Here is a 17338-nt window from a genome sequence, read left to right on the forward strand (position 1 = left end):
TTGCAAATACACGCTATCGCGCTGGCTGCATCGCCAGTTCCCTTTTCTCATCGCGTTTGAAAAACACGTAGTAAAAGACCGGCGCGGCCACCAATGTCAGGACGGATGCGAACGCCAAGCCGCCCATGATCGTCACCGACATCGACACGAAGAACGCGTCTGACAGCAGGGGTGCCATGCCAAGGATCGTGGTCACGGCGGCCAAAACAACGGGGCGCACCCGTGACGCCGATGCCTCGATAATCGCCGGTCGCAGGGGCACACCTTCAGCCCGGACAAGGTCGATTTCCTCGACCAGAACGATGCCGTTCTTGATCAACATGCCCGACAAGCTCAGAAGGCCAAGCAGGGCTGTGAAGCTGAACGGAAGACCAGTGCCCAACAGGCCAACCACCACACCGTTCACCGACATCGGCACAAGAAGCCAGATGATGATCGGCTGTCTGATCGCGTTGAACAACAGGATCGAGATCATCACCATGATCAGTGCACTCAGCGGCAGTTGCGCACCGAGGCTTGCCTGCGCTTTCGAGGCGTTTTCGAACTCGCCCCCCCATTCCATCGTGTATCCCGAAGGCAGCGGGATCGCCTCGACCGCAGACCGGATTTCGGTATGGGCCTGCGCGGCGGTTACGTCCGTCGCCACATCGGCCCCGACCGACATCGTCGGCACCCTGTTGCGCCGCTGGACCAATGTGTTTTCGACTCGATAATCAAAGCCCTCGATCAATTGCTCAATCGGCAGATAGGTGCCCGTGATTGGCGAGAACACAAGCTGGTCGTTCAGATTGAATTCTTCCGGTTGTGGGCGGCGCATGATGATCGGGATCTGTCTTTCCCGCTCGCGATACACCCCCGCGCGCAAACCGTCGGTCGCATAAAGAAGTGATGCCGCCACGTCGTCACGGTTGATCCCTGCCGTCTGCGCGCGCTGGGTGGCATAAACCGGCTCGATCACCAGTTCCTGCTCGCGCCAATCGGTGCGCAGGTTCAGAAGATTGTCGGAACTGTCGGCCATGACCTGCATGGCCTGATCCGCCAGATCGCGCAACACGGACGGATCACCCCCCGAAAAACGCACTTGGATTGGATCACCGCCGCCGGGGCCAAAGACAAGCCGCTGAACACGGAACTCAGCTTCGGGGAAGTTTTCCTTCCCGAAGGTTTCCAGCCGGGCGTGGATGTCCGGAATATCTTCCAAAGCGTTGGTGCGGATGATCAGGTGCCCATAGCTTTGATTGTCCTTGCCACCGTCATAGGTCAGCATGAACCTTACCGCACCACGCCCGGCATAGGAAGCAACCGAGGTGACATTCTCCTCGTTCAACAACCAGTCTTCCATCACCTCAAGATCGTCCGAAACCTGCTGAATCGAACTGCCCTGCGGCAGCTTGTAATAGACGAAGAACAGCGGAGTGTTCGAGTTTGGGAAGAACTGCTGTTTCACCGATCCAAAACCGACAAAGCAGACCATCGTGATGGCAACCAGCCCTGCAATCACCGGCCAGCGGAAGGTCAGGGATTTATCCAGGATCTTCTTGTAGAGCACAAAAAACCGGCCGGAATAGGCATCCGCCGCGTCTTGATTGCTGACCTTGAACAGGTAATGGCCCAGCAGCGGTGTCACCGTCAGCGCCAAAACCCAGGACAGCAACAGCGAGATACCGATCACCGCGAACAGCGAGAACAGGAATTCGCCAGTGGAATCCGGCGACAGACCAATCCCGGCAAAGGCCATGATCCCGATCACTGTAGCTCCGAGAAGCGGAATCTGGGTTTTCTTGGCGGCGTCATCCGCCGCCGCAAGCGAACTGCGCCCCCTGAGCATCGAGATTTGCATCCCTTCTGCGACAACAATCGCGTTGTCCACCAGCATCCCCATCGCAATGATCAGCGCGCCCAGCGAAATCCGCTCCATCTCGATCGAGAAGATCGCCATGAACAGAAGTGTTCCGACAACGGTCAACAGAAGCGTTGCCCCGATGACAATGGCCGCCCGCCACCCCATGAACGCGCCCAAAACGACGATCACGATGCCGACCGACATGGCGAGGTTCTTCAGAAAGTCGTTCGAACTTTGCTCGACAACCAGATGCTGCTGATAGATGGGATGCAATTCGATCCCGTACGGGATGTCGGCAGACAATTGGGCCAGACGCGCGTCAACGCGATGTCCAACCTTCACGATGTCTTCTGTGTCCAACCCGGCAATGCCAATTGTGAACGCCTCTTCCCCATTAAACCGAATGATCTGATCGGGCGTCGCCACCCGTTCTCGGCTGACTTTTGCAACATCGGCAACGTTGAACAGCTGCCCATTCACCCCAATGCTGAGAGAGGCGATATCAGACACGGTTTCCGATCCTTCGGGTGCCTGGAACATCAATCGTGCGCCGTCCTTGTTCAGCGACCCGGCAGAGGTCACGGAATTGGCGGACGACACCGCGCCTATGATTGCAGCTGGCGGTATCCCCTGATTGACCGACAAGGTCATGTCAGGTTCGATATAAATTGCTTCTTCGGGGATGCCGGACAAATCAACATCGGCCACACCGTCCACGACAAGAAGCTCGCGCCTCAGATAGGTGCCGAGATCATATTTTTCGGCATCCGTGAAGCCGGGGGCGGTGACGGCGTAATACAAGCCGAATACATCCCCGAAACTGTCATTCACGAAGGGCGGAAGGGCGTTGTCGGGCAGTTGTCGCGATGTGTCACGCACGCGTGCACGAAGACGGGTCCAAATGTCAGGCAATGCCTCGGCTGGATAGGTGGATTTGATCTCAACATCTATCCGGCTTTCACCGGGACGGTTGGTCGATGTGATCTTCTCGACCTCTTCCATCTTCTGAAGTGCGCTTTCCAGCGGTTCAGATACCTCGGTCGCGACCTGCGCGGCAGTGGCGCCCGGGTATTGCGTGACGACGACGGCCTGCTTGATGGTAAAGGCCGGGTCTTCCAGGCGGCCAAGATTCAGAAACCCCCAGATGCCGCCCAACAGCATGGTAAGGATGATCAGCCATGTATAGAGCGGCTTCTCGATCGAGGCGCGTGCGATATTCGGCATGTCAGCCCCCTTAGTTTGCGAAACCGGTAAAGCGGCGCACCGCGTCACCATCCCGCAGCGCCGATGCACCCGCTGCCACGATTACGTCGCCCGCCGAAAGACCGGACAACAATTCGAAATCACCATTGGGCGCGGGCTTGACCGTCACCGGGGTCGCGCTGACTGTGCCGGCGTCGCCGTCACCTGCCACGAAGCGCATGACGGACAGCGCCCCGTCGGGGGCCGCGACAATCGCAGTCGAGGGGATCAGGATACCGGGATTTTCGTGTGCCGCCGACACCCGCACGTTCACCGATGATCCGGGCAGAACATTCAGGTCCTCCCGCGGTGCCATGCCCAAGGTCAGGCGATAGGTCTGACCGGCCTCGGCGGCCTCGGCGTTGAATTCACGGATTGCGACCGGAAACGGCGTGTCATGGGCCGGAAACTCGGCCACGAACTGCACATTCTTTTCTTTCGACGCTGTTTGGAACAGGATTTCGGGCACGTCGATCTCGATCCGGATTTCGCTCATGTCATGCAGACGCACAACAGGCGTGCCAGCACTGATCGTGACGTAATTGTCGACATCCCGCGCCGCGACAAGCGCGTCGAACGGGGCGTAAAGCGTAGCGTTGTTCAGGTTTCTCTCGGCCTGCCTGAACGCGATATCAGCCAAGCTCAGCTGCGTCGTCGCATCGTCCAGGGCCACCTGACTGACGGTGTTTCCCCGCAGCTTGGTCAAACGATCCAGTGTCCGTTCCGCCAGATCTTTCTGCACAGCCGCTTGTTCCAGCGCCAACGAAAACTGTTCCTGATCCAACTGCGCCAGCAAATCACCTTCAGAAACCAACTGCCCTTCGATCACCGGAAACTCGACGATCTGACCTCCCACCTGGAAGGCCATATCAACACTTTGTCGCGCGACCACCTTGCCGAAAAAAACGCGGCTTAAAGTGTCATCATCTGCTGCGACCGTCATAAGTTTCACGGGTTTGACGGCATCTTCGGCGACGGCGCCAGACATGGTAGCAACGATTGCGACCGCGGCGGCAGCCAAGAAGCGCGGAAATACGGGCATGTTTTGTCCTTAGCAGGTGGTGTGTTTCTGGATGTTACGGTGAATTTTAAGCGAGGTTCTGGCAAAACTGTCCAGCTCCTCGGCAGTCAGTTCCAGCGTCTCGCACAGCAATGTGCGCGCCATGACGACCATCGACGACCGCAAATCGGCGCCGTCGCCTGTCAACTTCAGAAGCCATGCCCGGCGGTCATCGGGATCACGCTCTCGCACCACCAGACCACGCGCCTCCAGCTGATCGGCGGCGGTGGTCATGGTCGAGGGCAGCACATTCATTTCACGTGCCAGCGTGCCAAGTCGCCTCGGACGGTCCAGCCAGACCACGATCTTTCGTTCGAAATAGGGCACGTCGATCTTGCTGTCGATTTCATCCATCAGCGATTCGATGAAGCCATGCAGAGCAAATACTCCCAGCAACGCGCCAAGTTCGGGTTCGACCGGTGAATCGTGTGGTGAATTGAAGTCAGATGGATGCGTCATGTGATAAACTGCCTGAGTCGCGCTGACGCACTTATAAATTTCATTTTCTGAAATATCCAGCATTAAAATCAATAAAATCGCCGTTAGCGTAGGACAACCCTGTCACACCCACCAATCTCCCTGGATGCCCTTACGTAACCTCTCACTTTGCATTGCGTTGCAGAGAATCCTCGGCAATCATCAGAGCGTTAGCTGTAAATAACCGTGCGTTCGCGTCGCGGCCTTCGGCCTCGCCTTTCACGAATTGGTAAAAAATTATTACCAGTTTGAGAAATATCAATTGAAATCTGGTTTTATCTACGTAGTAATTGCGTGGCAGCGTAAAGTTGACCCTTGGTCGGCCCGCGTTCGAACAAGAATATATCTAAAACTCGGAGGAGAATTATCTATATGGAACGCCGTAAGTTTCTAAAAGGCGCAGCGATTGGTGCTGGCGCAACAGCCCTTGCCACCCCGGCACTGGCGCAAGGTGGCAAGACAATGACCATCGTGTCGACCTGGCCGCGCGACTTTCCGGGTCTTGGTGTCTCGGCACAACGTCTGTCCGACCGCATTGGCGTGTTGTCCGAGGGTGCGTTGAATGTTGAATATTTTGCCGCTGGCGAACGTGTCGGCGCGCTGGACGTGTTTGACGAAGTCGCTTCGGGCAATAGCCAGGCCTATATCGGTGCTGACTATTACTGGACCGGCAAGCATCCTGCCCTGGCCTATTTCACCAATGTGCCCTTCGGCATGTCCTTCGCTGAAATCAACGCCTGGTGCCTGTATGGCGGCGGCATGGATCTGTGGGACAAGGTGCAGGACCAGTTCGGCCTGAAAGGTCTGCCCGCAGGCAACACCGGCACCCAGGCTGGCGGCTGGTTCAACAAGGAAATCGAAAGCGCCGATGACTTCAAGGGTCTGAAAATGCGCATTCCGGGCCTTGGCGGTCAGGTTCTGGCCAAACTGGGTGCATCAACCGTGTCGCTGCCCGGTGGTCAGATCTATGAAAACCTCGTCTCCGGCACTGTCGACGCGACCGAATGGGTTGGTCCCTATAACGACTACTTCATGAAGTTCTATGAAGCCGCCAAGTATTATTACACCGGTGGTATGCACGAGCCGGGTGCGCAGTTGTCGCTGACCTCGAACAAATCGTGGTGGTCCAGCCTGTCGGATTGGGAACGCGCGGTGATCACCGCAGCGGCGCTCGAAGAAAACGCCAACTCGTACTACGAGGCGATGGCGCTGAACGGTGAATACCTGACCAAGCTGGTGGACGAACAGGGCGTCGAAGTGCGCAGCTTCAATGACGAGACTTGGGATGCAATGGGCGAAGCCGCTCAGGAAGTGTTTGAAGAAACCGCAAGCTATGACGCACTGGCTGCCGAAGTGAACGACACCGTTCAGGCCAAGATGCGCGAAATCGGTCGCGGTATCGCGTTGTTCGAAGGTCAGTTCGTGAACCAGCGCAACCGGATTCTGGATCTGTAATCCAGTCTGGACGAAAGCCTAGAAAACCAAGGACGGGGAAGGTTCCCCGTCCTTTTTCCAAAGGATCACGCAAGAATTGATCCGACGGCCGTTCGGGAGGCGATATGGCACAAGACAGCACTCAACCAGACATTCCAAGACACGGCGACCCTGCAATCCTTGCGCGGTTGTTCGGCTGGTGCACGCTGACCATTCTGGCGGCATTTCTGATCAACAACGTGCTGGTGGTCGGGTTCGGTTACTCCGGCACAAATGCCTTTCTTGACGGCACAGCGCCCAGCGGATGGGTTCACCTGGCGTTGTATGCGGTGGCAATTGCCGTAGCTGCGGCCGTTGTTCTGCGCGGCCGGACGACATCACTGCGCTGGGATGCGCATCGGATCCACAAATTCAACGTCTACTTGATACGGGCCCTGTTCTGGGCCGTGTTCCTGATCGGGATCACAGACGCGACCATCGCATTCATGCGTGCCGAAAACCTGATCGAGCCGTTCTTGGGATCGACGAATGCCAGACTGTTCAGCCGTCCAAGCTGGGTTGGATCTTATGTGCACATTCCTTTGATCGTCGTCGCCTTTGGCATCGCGACTGTGACACGGACCCTTGGGTTCTTCTGGCTGGCTTTCCTGATCGTGATTGCCGAGCTTCTGATCGTAATCTCGCGTTTCATGTTCAGCTATGAACAGGCGCTGATGGGCGATCTTGTGCGCTACTGGTATGCCGCGCTGTTCCTGTTCTCATCCGCTTATACATTGTTTGACGAAGGCCATGTTCGGGTCGATGTCCTGTATGCTGGCTTCGGCAGAACGACGCGGGGCATTGTGAACGGGATCGGCACAATCCTGCTTGGAATGTCCACCGCCTGGGTCATTCTGGCTGTCGGTTTCGGGGGCAAGCAGTCCATCATCAACGCGCCAATCACCAGTTTCGAGATTTCGCAGGCCGGCCCCTTCGGCCTTTACACGAAATACCAGATGGCCGCCTTTATTGGCTTGTTTGCCGTCACCATGCTGATCCAGTTCGTCAGCTATTTCTTCGATGCCGTGGCAGACAAACGGGACGAACCCGGCCACCGCGAAATCGCACAATCTTCAGCGCACTGAGGTCTGACACATGGAACTTTTCTTTCTCTTCCTGCTGATCGTGATCATGGCAGGTGCGCTGGGGTCCGGCTATCCGGTTGCCTTCGCCCTTCCGGGTGCTGCGATCATCGCCATCGGCCTTGCCGCGGGCGCAGGCTATATGTTTACCGGATCAACCGATGCCTATTTCCATAGTGGCGGCCCGAACCAGTGGTTGTCCGCCGGGGTGACAAACCTTAGGGGCGTCTATTGGGAGGTCGAGCGAGATACGCTGATCGCCATTCCCCTGTTCATCTTCATGGGCATCATGCTTCAGCGTTCCAAGATCGCCGAAGACCTTCTGGTTACGATGGCCCGCCTTTTCGGACCGGTTCCCGGCGGGCTGGGCATTTCGGTCGTCTTCGTCGGCGCGCTTCTGGCGGCCACGACGGGGATCGTCGGCGCAACCGTGGTTGCCATGGGGCTGATCTCGTTGCCCGCAATGCTACGCAACAACTATTCGCAATCGCTGGCCACCGGCACCATTGCCGCATCGGGCACGTTGGGGCAGATCATTCCGCCGTCGATCGTGCTGATCATTCTGGCCGACCAGTTGGCCTCGGCCACCGACCAGGCCGGAACGGCGCGCAAGATTCTGCACAAGGAAGCCACGGGCGAGCTGTCCATGCCGTCCATGTTCGACGTGGTGTCGACATCGGCGGGCGAGATGTTTTTGGGTGCGTTCATCCCCGGTATGCTGCTTGTCGGGCTCTACATGCTCTACATCCTGTTTTACGCAATTTTGCGGCCGCAACAGGCCCCGGCTGTTCCCTATGAGGGTGCGTTTGACCTCGATTTCCTTAAGAACGTTCTGATCACGCTGGTCCCGCCGCTTGCCCTGATCTTTCTGGTTCTCGGGTCGATCATCGCAGGCATCGCCACGGTGAACCAAGCTGGCGCCATTGGCGCGGCTGGCGCGATGATCATGGCCGGATATCGTCTGCCCGCACCGGGCAAAACGCTGTATTATCCCGCACTCCTGGCCATAGCAGCCCTTTTTGTCGCGGGCTATGCCCTGACGAATTTTGAAATGAACGTCAAAGGCGTCGAAAACGTCACCGACCAGCTGGGTATCACGCTTGGCGTCATTTCGACCATCATGCTGCTGATTGCGCTGGGCTGGTCGTGCTGGCGCATCTTCAAGATCGAAGACACGTTGGCAGGCGTCATGCTGGAAACAGCCAAGACGACCTCGCTGGTCTTTATCATCCTTCTGGGTGCCGCCATGCTGACCGCTGCGTTCCGCGCCTTTGGTGGGGAAGAGCTGGTGCGTGAGTTCCTGTTGGGCCTTCCGGGCGGGTTCTGGACGCAGTTCGTCATCGTGATGCTGGTGATCTTCATCCTGGGCTTCTTCCTTGACTTTATCGAGATCGCGGTGGTCGTCGTGCCGATTGTGGCACCCATCCTGCTGGCCGATCCCGAAGCCAACATCACGGCCGTTTGGCTGGGTGTGATGATTGGTCTGAACATTCAGACCAGTTTCCTGACACCTCCGTTCGGATTTGCGCTGTTTTATTTGCGCGGGGTGGCCCCTGCCGTCGTCAAGACGGTGCAGATGTATAAGGGTGTGATCGCGTTTATCCTGTTGCAACTGACGGCGCTGGCCATCGTGGGTTCGTATCCTCCGCTGGTGAACTACCTGCCCAACCGGGTCAGTTTCCTGTCAGAAACCAGCCCGCCACCACGAAACCCAAGGCTTCAGATGTGCCTTGAGGAATATGTCGGGCAGAAACTGTCGGAAAGCACCGAAATTCAGGACGCTATCGCAACCGCGCGAGCCTTCGATCTGGCGGTGTTACCCGAAAATCTGTCGGACGACATGAGCGACGCGCTTGATTCTGCTGACACCGCCGTTTCCGAGCTTGAATCCGCATTTGCCGCCGAAAGCGAAGTGGAAGCTGCCGCGGACGATTATCGCCCGCAATTGCGGTTGGTGCGCGGGATCGAGAAACAGATCCGTAGTGCCAACGAGGCGATCGACAATCTGAAAACCCGGATCGGTCGGATGCGCGACGAAAGTCAGGCATCCGCGCGGACCGCGCTTGAGGCTGATGTTGCCGCCCTGACCGCCGAGGTCGAGTATCTACGCGAGCAAATTCCCGAAAGCTGGAAAGAGGTTCACGAAACCTTCCAAGGCTTGACCAACGCCGAAAACGCGGCGCGGACACGCTATCGCCGGGCTGCCGACTCGGCCTATGAGGATGCGCTGGATGTTCTGGCCGTGCTTGAAGCAACCGAGAGTTTCGCCGCGATGGAACCGCAATTGCGCGACTTGAAAGCGACAATTGAATCCACACCCGAAAGCGAAGCAGAGGATCTGGTCAGTGAAATGTCCAAGGCTTTCGGCAAAATCGAAGGTGCGGATGATGTCGAAGACGCCTTGAAAGACGTCGCGAAGGCGCTGAAGGGAAGCAACCCTGACCGTGTCGAAGCGATGGAATCCTATGACACCGCCGTATCAGAGTTCGAGTCGCAGATCGCATGGCGCCAGCAGGCGGACGCAACCCTGCGCCCCGGCCTGACAAGCTATGTGGACACCCTGCGTGGCAGCCTTGGCATTCGTGTTCAGGATCGATTCACCCGCGAACAGGCCTTGGCAATGGCATCATGTTCGTCGCAACATCGCGATATCTCGTTGAATTTCTGAGCATATTTGACACAACAACTGAAAGGGCCGGTGATGACACCGGCCCTTTTGTATGCTGTAGTGGGTAGTATTTTCACATCGGACATAGGATAAGTGTCGGAACGGAAAGCCACACAGTCGGTATCAAACCTTGCGAAACCCGATCATCTGGTCAACTCTAAGAGCCGATCTAAAAAAATGGGCCAAAAGGCCCAAAAGCTTCACACAGGGAGTCCTCAATGTCCAAAGAACTTGAATATCTGTCAAAACAGTTTGTCGCGCGTAAGCTATCACGCCGTCACTTCATGGGCCGTGCCGCCGCACTTGGCGTGACCGCAGCGGGGGCAAGCACCATGCTGTCTTCGGCAGTCTATGCCCAAGGGCCGGTCAAGGGCGGAACAATCCGCGTCGGCATCCAGGGCGGATCGACCACCGACAGCCTTGATCCGGCAACCACAACCAACTCCACCGGCACCATGGTCAACCGCTTCTGGGGTGAGCCTCTGCTTGAACTTGCCCCCCATGGCGGGCTTGAAAACAAGCTGGCTGAAGAGGTTTCAGCCTCGGCTGATGCCAAGGTCTGGACCTTCAAGATCCGCTCGGGCGTCCAGTTTTCAAATGGTAAGACCCTGACTGCCGACGACGTTCTGGCAACGATGGAACGTCATTCGGGCGAAGACACGAAATCCGGTGCGCTGGGGATCATGCGCGGCATCACCGCGATGAGCGTCGACGGGGACAAGTTCATCGTCGAGTTGGACACGCCGAACGCCGACCTTCCTTATCTGATGACCGACTATCACCTGATGATCCAACCCAATGGCGGCAATGATGACCCGACCGCCGCGATTGGCACCGGCCCCTATATCCTGAAAGAAGTGGATATGGGCGTCCGCTTTGTGGCCGAAAAGAACCCCGACTATTGGGGCGATCTGGGCCATGCCGATACCATTGAGCTTGTCGTGATCAACGACGACACCGCACGTATGGCGGCAATTCAGTCGGGCCAGGTCGACATGGTTGTCCGCGTGCCCCCACGGACCGCTGATCTGGTGGCACGCGCGCCCAACATCAATGTCTCGTCAACCTCCGGCCCCGGCCATTACGTGTTCATTGCCCATTGCGACACGGCGCCTTTCGACAACAACCACCTGCGCCTTGCACTGAAATACGGCATAAACCGCCAGGAGATGGTCGACAAGATTCTGTTTGGCTATGGCTCGATCGGGAACGACATCCCGATCAACGATTCTTATCCCCTGTTCACCGAGATCGAGCAGCGCAACTACGACCCTGATCAGGCAAAGTTCCACTTTGACAAGTCCGGGTATGATGGCACCATCCTGCTGCGCACGTCTGACAACAGCTTCCCCGGTGCCCCGGATGCGTCGGCGCTGTTTCAACAATCGCTGGCAACGGCGGGGATCAATCTTGAAATCAAGCGCGAGCCGAATGACGGTTACTGGTCCGAGGTCTGGAACGTCAAGCCATTCAGCACCAGCTATTGGAGCGGACGGCCGACCCAGGACCAGATGTATTCTACCGCGTATCTTTCGACGGCGGACTGGAACGACACACGGTTCTTCAATGAGCAATTCGACCAGATGCTGTTGGCGGCACGGGCCGAGTTGGACGAGGCCAAGCGCACCCAGATATATGCCGATATGGGCATGATCGTGCACAACGAAGGCGGTCTGATCGCCCCGATGTTCAATGATTTCATCGACGCCACGACCGATCGGGTCGCCGGCTGGGTCGAAGGCCACAAGGGCTTTGACCTGATGAACTTCTATGCCCCGATGAAAATGTGGGTCGTCGGCTGAAATGCCGTTGCTCTTGAAACTGCTGGTCCAACGCATCGCGTTGGGCCTGCTTCTTCTGCTACTCGTCTCGGTCCTGATCTTCTGGGGGACCAACATCTTGCCGGGCGACGTGGCGCAATCCATTCTGGGCCAGTCGGCCACCCCCGAAGCACTGGCCAATATTCGCAAAGAGCTGGGTTTGAACGAGCCTGCGATCAGTCGCTATTTCGCCTGGCTTGGCGGACTTGTTCAGGGCGATCTGGGCACCGCGCTGACCTCGGGGCAGGATATTGCCGCCAGCCTTGGCTCTCGTCTGAAAAATACACTTTTCCTTGCCTTCTGGGCCGCCGTGGTCGCTGTGCCGCTGGCCATCTTTCTGGGCCTGCTTGCGGTCCGCTATCGCGAACGCTGGCCGGACAAGCTGATTTCAGCCGTTACGCTGGCGTCGATTTCTGTGCCGGAATTTTTGATCGGCTATATCCTGATGTATTTCATCGGCGTGAAATTGGGCTGGGCGCCCACTGTGTCAATGATCCATGATGGCATGAGCCTGGGGCAAAAGCTGAACTCGATCGCATTGCCCGTCGCCGTGCTGACCATGGTTGTCCTCGCCCATATGATGCGTATGACGCGCGCCGCGATCCTGAACGTGATGCAATCGGCCTATATCGAAACGGCCGAGCTGAAGGGCCTGACGATGTTCACGATCATCTGGCGCCACGCCTTTCCCAACTCGATCGCACCCATCGTCAACGTCGTCATGCTGAACCTTGCCTATCTTGTCGTCGGTGTCGTGGTGGTCGAGGTGGTCTTCACCTATCCTGGCATGGGCCAGTATCTCGTGGACCATGTGTCCAAACGTGACGTGCCGGTGGTGCAGGCCTCCGGGCTGATTTTTGCGGCAGTCTATATCGGGCTGAACATGGTGGCGGACATCGTGTCGATTCTTGCCAACCCAAGGCTGAGGCATCCGAAATGACAAGAATACCCCCGGCCGCATTGTTCGGCCTGTTCTTCACTGGTCTTTATTTCTTCATGGCCATTTTTGCGCCTTGGATCGCGCCCTATTCGATGACCCAGATCGTCGGCGGGGTGTGGGAACCATGGTCTTCCGAACACTGGATCGGCACGGACAATATCGGCCGTGATCTCATGACCCGCATGATCTATGGCGGGCGCACGACGATCTTCATCGCAACGATGGCAACGATCATCAGCTTTACCACCGGATCCATACTCGGCTTTACCGCCGCCGTGATTGGCGGATGGATTGATCAGGTGCTCAGCCGTTTTGTCGATCTGGTCATGTCGATCCCGACCCTTATCTTCGCATTGGTCGTGTTGTCGGTCATGCCAGTGACGCTGCCGATACTCATACTGGTCATGGGGCTTCTGGATTCAACCCGTGTCTATCGACTGGCCCGCGCGGTTGCGGTGGACATCAACGTGATGGACTTCGTCGAAGCCGCCAAGCTGCGCGGCGAAGGCCGGATTTGGATCATTTTTCGCGAAATCCTGCCCAACGCGCTGTCGCCGCTGGTGGCCGAAATGGGGCTTCGCTTCATCTTTGCGGTGCTGTTTGTCTCGACCCTGTCCTTCCTGGGTCTTGGCGTCCAACCGCCCAACGCTGACTGGGGCGGCATCGTGAAAGAAAACAAGGACGGTATCGTCTATGGCATTCCGGCAGCCCTTGTGCCCGCTGTGGCCATCGCCACGCTGGCAATCTCGGTTAACCTTGTCGCAGACTGGGTTTTGAACCGAACAACCAGCCTGAAAGGGGGCCGCGGATGAGCAACAATCTTGTAGCAGTGCGCGACCTGAAAATCGGCGCGCGGGTCTATCCGCCGGGTGAAAAACCGCATGACATTGAAATTGTCCACGGCGTGTCCTTCGATCTTCAGAAGGGAAAAGTGCTTGGCCTGATCGGCGAAAGCGGTGCAGGAAAATCGACCATTGGGCTGGCCACCATGGCCTATGGCCGTGGCGGTGTTGAAATCACCGGCGGCGAGGTGTGGGTCAACGGGCGCGAGATCCTGAACACCAGCCTGCGCGACCTGCGCAAACTGCGCGGGACCGAGGTGACATATGTCTCGCAATCTGCCGCCGCCAGCTTCAACCCGGCCAAGAAGATCATGGATCAGGTGATCGAAGCGACGGTTCATGCGGGCAAACTTTCCAGAAAAGACGCGGAATCCCGCGCGGTCGAATTGTTCACCAAACTTGGCCTGCCGGACCCCGAAACCATCGGAAGTCGCTATCCACACCAGGTATCGGGCGGGCAGTTGCAGCGCTGTATGACGGCGCTGGCGCTGTGTCCAGAACCCGATCTTGTGGTGTTTGACGAACCCACCACAGCGCTGGATGTAACCACGCAGATTGATGTGTTGATGGCAATCAAGGACGCGATCCGCGACACCGGCGTCGCCGCGCTTTATATCACCCATGATCTGGCGGTCGTGGCGCAGGTCTCCGATGAAATCATGGTGCTGCGCATGGGCGACATGGTCGAACACGGCACCGCCGATCAGATTATCAACGCCCCGCGCGAAGACTACACCCGCGATTTGGTGTCGGTGCGGTCCCGAGTGCATGAGGGCAAGCCCCCGACCGACAATCCGGTTCTAACCGTCGAACACATCACTGCCCGCTACAAGGGAACGAACTTCGACGTGCTGCATGACGTTTCAATGGAACTGCACGCGGGGCAAACGCTGGCCGTTGTGGGCGAAAGCGGATCGGGTAAGTCAACCACCGCCCGCGTGATGACGGGACTGTTGCCCGCACGTGAAGGGCAGATCGTCTTCGAAGACCGAATACTGTCCCCTGATCTTGCCGGTAGGGCGCGCGACGATCTGCGTGAAATTCAGATGATCTATCAGATGGCCGATGTCGCGATGAACCCGCGCCAAACAGTCGGCACGATCATCGGGCGTCCGCTCGAATTCTATTTTGGGGTACGCGGCGCCGAAAAACGAAAACGCATTGACGAGCTTTTGAACGACATCGAGCTTGGAACCGAATTCAAGGACCGCTATCCCGCCGAGCTTTCGGGCGGGCAAAAGCAGCGGGTCTGCATCGCGCGCGCGCTGGCCGCGAAACCCAAGGTCATCATCTGTGACGAGGTGACATCGGCGCTGGACCCTCTGGTCGCCGAAGACATTCTCAGACTGCTTCACAATCTTCAGAAAAAAGAAAACGTCGCGTATTTGTTCATCACACACGATCTTGCCACGGTGCGCGCCATCGCAGACAGTATCGCGGTGATGTATCAGGGCCGTGTCGTGCGCTACGGCCCAAAGGCCGAGGTGTTGTCGCCACCCTTTGATGACTATACCGATCTTCTGCTCAGCTCGGTGCCTGAAATGAGGCTTGGCTGGCTGGAAGAGGTGGTGGAACACCGCAAAATGGAAAGCGCCGGGAACTGAAGGCAGGCTGTTTTAAGAAGAACATCATGGATCGCAAGCTGCTTTTGATCATTCTTGACGGTGTGCCGTGGCGAAACTGGCGCCGATTGTTCGGCAATCTGGAAGGTTGGGTCGACAGCGGCGATGCGCAACGCTGGAAAGTGCGCTCTGTCCTGCCGTCGACGTCGGCCAGTTGTTATGCCTCGATCCACACAGGCGTGACGCCGCAGGAACATGGCTGCACGGGCAACAACAACGTGTTCCGCCTGACCCAGCCCGACATTTTCAGTCAGGTGCGCAAGGCGGGCGGCGTCACCGGCGCGGTCACGCACAGTTTCTGGTCCGAGTTCTTCAGCCGTGCACCCTTCGATCTGGTGCGGGACATTGAATATGATGAGCCCGACAGCCCGACGATCAATCACGGACGTTTTCACACAATGACCGGATACGGGTTGATTAACCAGACCACACCGGCCGATATCGACCTGTTTGCCACGCTCAGTATGCTGTGTGAACGGTTCGGGCTGAACTATGGGATCCTGCACACCTGCACGCTGGATAGCATGGGCCACCGGTTCGGGCATGAGTGCCGGGAAATGGATCACGCGTGTTTTCAAGCCGACGAGCAACTGGCGCTGTTCATCAATCGCTGGCGCGCGGACGGGTATGAGGTAATCGTGACTGCCGACCACGGCCAGACCGACCGTGGGCACCATGGTGGACGCGAAGAGTTGCAGCAGGACGCGGCGCTATACTATTTCGGCCCCGCGACCGGCCCTGATTTCGACGATCGACTGGACCAGTTGCAAATCGCGCCCACAATCCTGTCGCGACTGGGCGCACCCATCCCTGACACCATGAAATCCGAGGTATTCCTGACATGACTTGGGCCATTCCCTGCCCCGCGCAACCGTCTCTGCCAATCACCGGGTCGGATGATCGCTTTCCCGTCCGGCGCATTTATTGCGTCGGCCAGAACTACGCGGCACATGCACGCGAAATGGGGTCGAATCCGGATCAGGAGCCGCCATTTTTCTTCTCGAAACCCGCCGATGCTTTGGTGCCTGACGGGGCGACGGTTCCCTATCCGCCGGGCACCGAGAACCTGCATCACGAAGCCGAGCTTGTGGTCGCAATCGGCTCTGGTGGTGCCAACATTCCGCGCGACACAGCGCTTCATCATGTCTGGGGATATGCGGTCGGCAACGACTTGACCCGACGCGACATTCAGGCGGCCGCCAAGAAGATCGGACGACCATGGGACATGGCGAAAGGTTTCGATCACTCTGCCCCCTGCGGCCCACTGCACCCGGTTGCAACGACGGGCCACATCAACAGTGGGGCCATCCGGCTGACGGTCAATGGTGAGACCCGCCAATCCTCGGACCTGTCTGATCTGATCTGGCCCATCGCGGATGTGATTGCCTATTTGTCGTCACTGGTCACACTTGCACAGGGCGACCTGATTTTCACCGGCACACCCGAAGGCGTCGGCCCGTTGGTGTCGGGCGACGTTTGCGTTGTAAAGATCGAAGGATTGGGCCGACTGACCACCCGGATCGGGGAAAAAGCGGGCTAACCCGTTATTGACGACAGGTGCAGGATCAGGCTTTCGCGCGCACCCAGGATATGGCGTTCAGTCAGGGCGGCAGCCTCATCCGCATCGCCACGTTCGCAGGCACTTTGAATCTGCATATGTTCTTCATTCGCGCGCGACATGCCTTCGCTGAGCACAAGCTGCGCTCGCAGATAGCGGTCGATCCGGTTCAGCGCCCCGTCAATAGCCTCCAGATGATAGGTCAGACCGCTGGCATTATAGAGCGTCGCATGGAACTGACGGTTCAGATCCCCCCATTTCATTGGGTCCGCTTCCATATGGAACGCCTCGCAATAGCTTCGCGCCTGGGCCAGAATGTCCGGCGTCATCTTTGGCACCGCGTGACGAATGACATGCGGCTCCAACACAGCGCGAAAATCAAAAATCTCGGACGCCTCGGTCGATGATAATGACGACACGACCGCCCCTTTATAGCGCTGCGACCGCACCAAACCGTGTTCTTCCAACCGCAATATCGCCTCACGCACAGGAATGCGCGACGTGTTGAACATCTTGGCAATCTCATCCTGACGCAACGGCGCACCTTCTTCGATCTCGCCCTCGATGATCGCTTTTTTTAGCGCATCAAAGATGATGGTCGCGGCGGACGCGGTCTTGGAAATGTCGACAGATCTGAGTTGCATCAAAATGCCTCCTTGCCCCGCGCGCACTCTAGCAAGCGGCGACCGCTCTTTGAAGTGGTGTCAAATT

The 17338-nt window shown here is 57.6% G+C and carries 13 protein-coding genes; 9 read left to right on the forward strand and 4 right to left on the reverse strand.

The annotated features are described in order from the left end of the window. Nucleotides 1-13 precede the first annotated feature (13 nt). The 3 genes from AC13C8_RS12830 to AC13C8_RS12840 are packed head-to-tail and all read right to left on the reverse strand — an operon-like array spanning nt 14 to nt 4604. Nucleotides 14-3067 carry an efflux RND transporter permease subunit gene (locus tag AC13C8_RS12830; RefSeq protein WP_482847658.1) on the reverse strand — a complete coding sequence of 1018 codons (3054 nt, stop codon included), beginning with the start codon at nt 3065-3067 and terminating at the stop codon, nt 14-16. A 10-nt stretch (nt 3068-3077) separates the two neighbouring features. Further along, nucleotides 3078-4127: an efflux RND transporter periplasmic adaptor subunit gene (locus AC13C8_RS12835; RefSeq protein ID WP_482847660.1), complete on the reverse strand. Its 1050-nt coding sequence runs from the start codon at nt 4125-4127 to the stop codon at nt 3078-3080. A 9-nt stretch (nt 4128-4136) separates the two neighbouring features. After that, entirely contained in the window at nt 4137-4604 is a 468-nt protein-coding gene (locus AC13C8_RS12840) for a MarR family winged helix-turn-helix transcriptional regulator (protein ID WP_482847661.1), read from the reverse strand. Between the two features lie 390 nt (nt 4605-4994). Between AC13C8_RS12840 and AC13C8_RS12845 the strand changes: the two genes are divergently transcribed. The 9 genes from AC13C8_RS12845 (at nt 4995) to AC13C8_RS12885 (ending at nt 16609) form a co-directional block, all read left to right on the forward strand. Continuing rightward, nucleotides 4995-6077, forward strand: a complete 1083-nt coding sequence (locus AC13C8_RS12845; RefSeq protein WP_482847662.1) for a TRAP transporter substrate-binding protein — start codon at nt 4995-4997, stop codon at nt 6075-6077. A 104-nt stretch (nt 6078-6181) separates the two neighbouring features. Continuing rightward, nucleotides 6182-7180: a TRAP transporter small permease subunit gene (locus AC13C8_RS12850; RefSeq protein ID WP_091427750.1), complete on the forward strand. Its 999-nt coding sequence runs from the start codon at nt 6182-6184 to the stop codon at nt 7178-7180. A gap of 10 nt (nt 7181-7190) precedes the next feature. Beyond that, nucleotides 7191-9845 (forward strand): TRAP transporter large permease, encoded by a 2655-nt coding sequence (locus tag AC13C8_RS12855; protein WP_482847663.1) that lies wholly within the window; start codon nt 7191-7193, stop codon nt 9843-9845. Nucleotides 9846-10063: 218 nt separating this feature from the next. Next, a complete protein-coding gene (locus tag AC13C8_RS12860; RefSeq protein WP_482847664.1) occupies nt 10064-11647 on the forward strand; it encodes an ABC transporter substrate-binding protein in 1584 nt (527 codons plus the stop codon). Nucleotide 11648: 1 nt separating this feature from the next. Then, entirely contained in the window at nt 11649-12605 is a 957-nt protein-coding gene (locus tag AC13C8_RS12865) for an ABC transporter permease (RefSeq protein WP_482847665.1), read from the forward strand. Next, nucleotides 12602-13417 carry an ABC transporter permease gene (locus AC13C8_RS12870; RefSeq protein WP_091427756.1) on the forward strand — a complete coding sequence of 272 codons (816 nt, stop codon included), beginning with the start codon at nt 12602-12604 and terminating at the stop codon, nt 13415-13417. The genes AC13C8_RS12865 and AC13C8_RS12870 overlap by 4 nt, the downstream gene beginning before the upstream one ends. Continuing rightward, entirely contained in the window at nt 13414-15051 is a 1638-nt protein-coding gene (locus AC13C8_RS12875) for an ABC transporter ATP-binding protein (RefSeq protein ID WP_091427758.1), read from the forward strand. Before AC13C8_RS12870 ends, AC13C8_RS12875 begins: the two co-directional genes overlap by 4 nt. Nucleotides 15052-15077: 26 nt before the next feature. After that, nucleotides 15078-15914: an alkaline phosphatase family protein gene (locus AC13C8_RS12880; RefSeq protein WP_482847667.1), complete on the forward strand. Its 837-nt coding sequence runs from the start codon at nt 15078-15080 to the stop codon at nt 15912-15914. Continuing rightward, nucleotides 15911-16609: a fumarylacetoacetate hydrolase family protein gene (locus AC13C8_RS12885; RefSeq protein ID WP_091427761.1), complete on the forward strand. Its 699-nt coding sequence runs from the start codon at nt 15911-15913 to the stop codon at nt 16607-16609. The genes AC13C8_RS12880 and AC13C8_RS12885 overlap by 4 nt, the downstream gene beginning before the upstream one ends. Here the strand turns inward: AC13C8_RS12885 and AC13C8_RS12890 are convergent. Then, nucleotides 16606-17271 carry a GntR family transcriptional regulator gene (locus tag AC13C8_RS12890; protein ID WP_482847669.1) on the reverse strand — a complete coding sequence of 222 codons (666 nt, stop codon included), beginning with the start codon at nt 17269-17271 and terminating at the stop codon, nt 16606-16608. The genes AC13C8_RS12885 and AC13C8_RS12890 overlap by 4 nt on opposite strands. Between the last annotated feature and the right edge of the window lie 67 nt (nt 17272-17338).

The organism is Aliiroseovarius sp. B-4, from assembly GCF_056857795.1.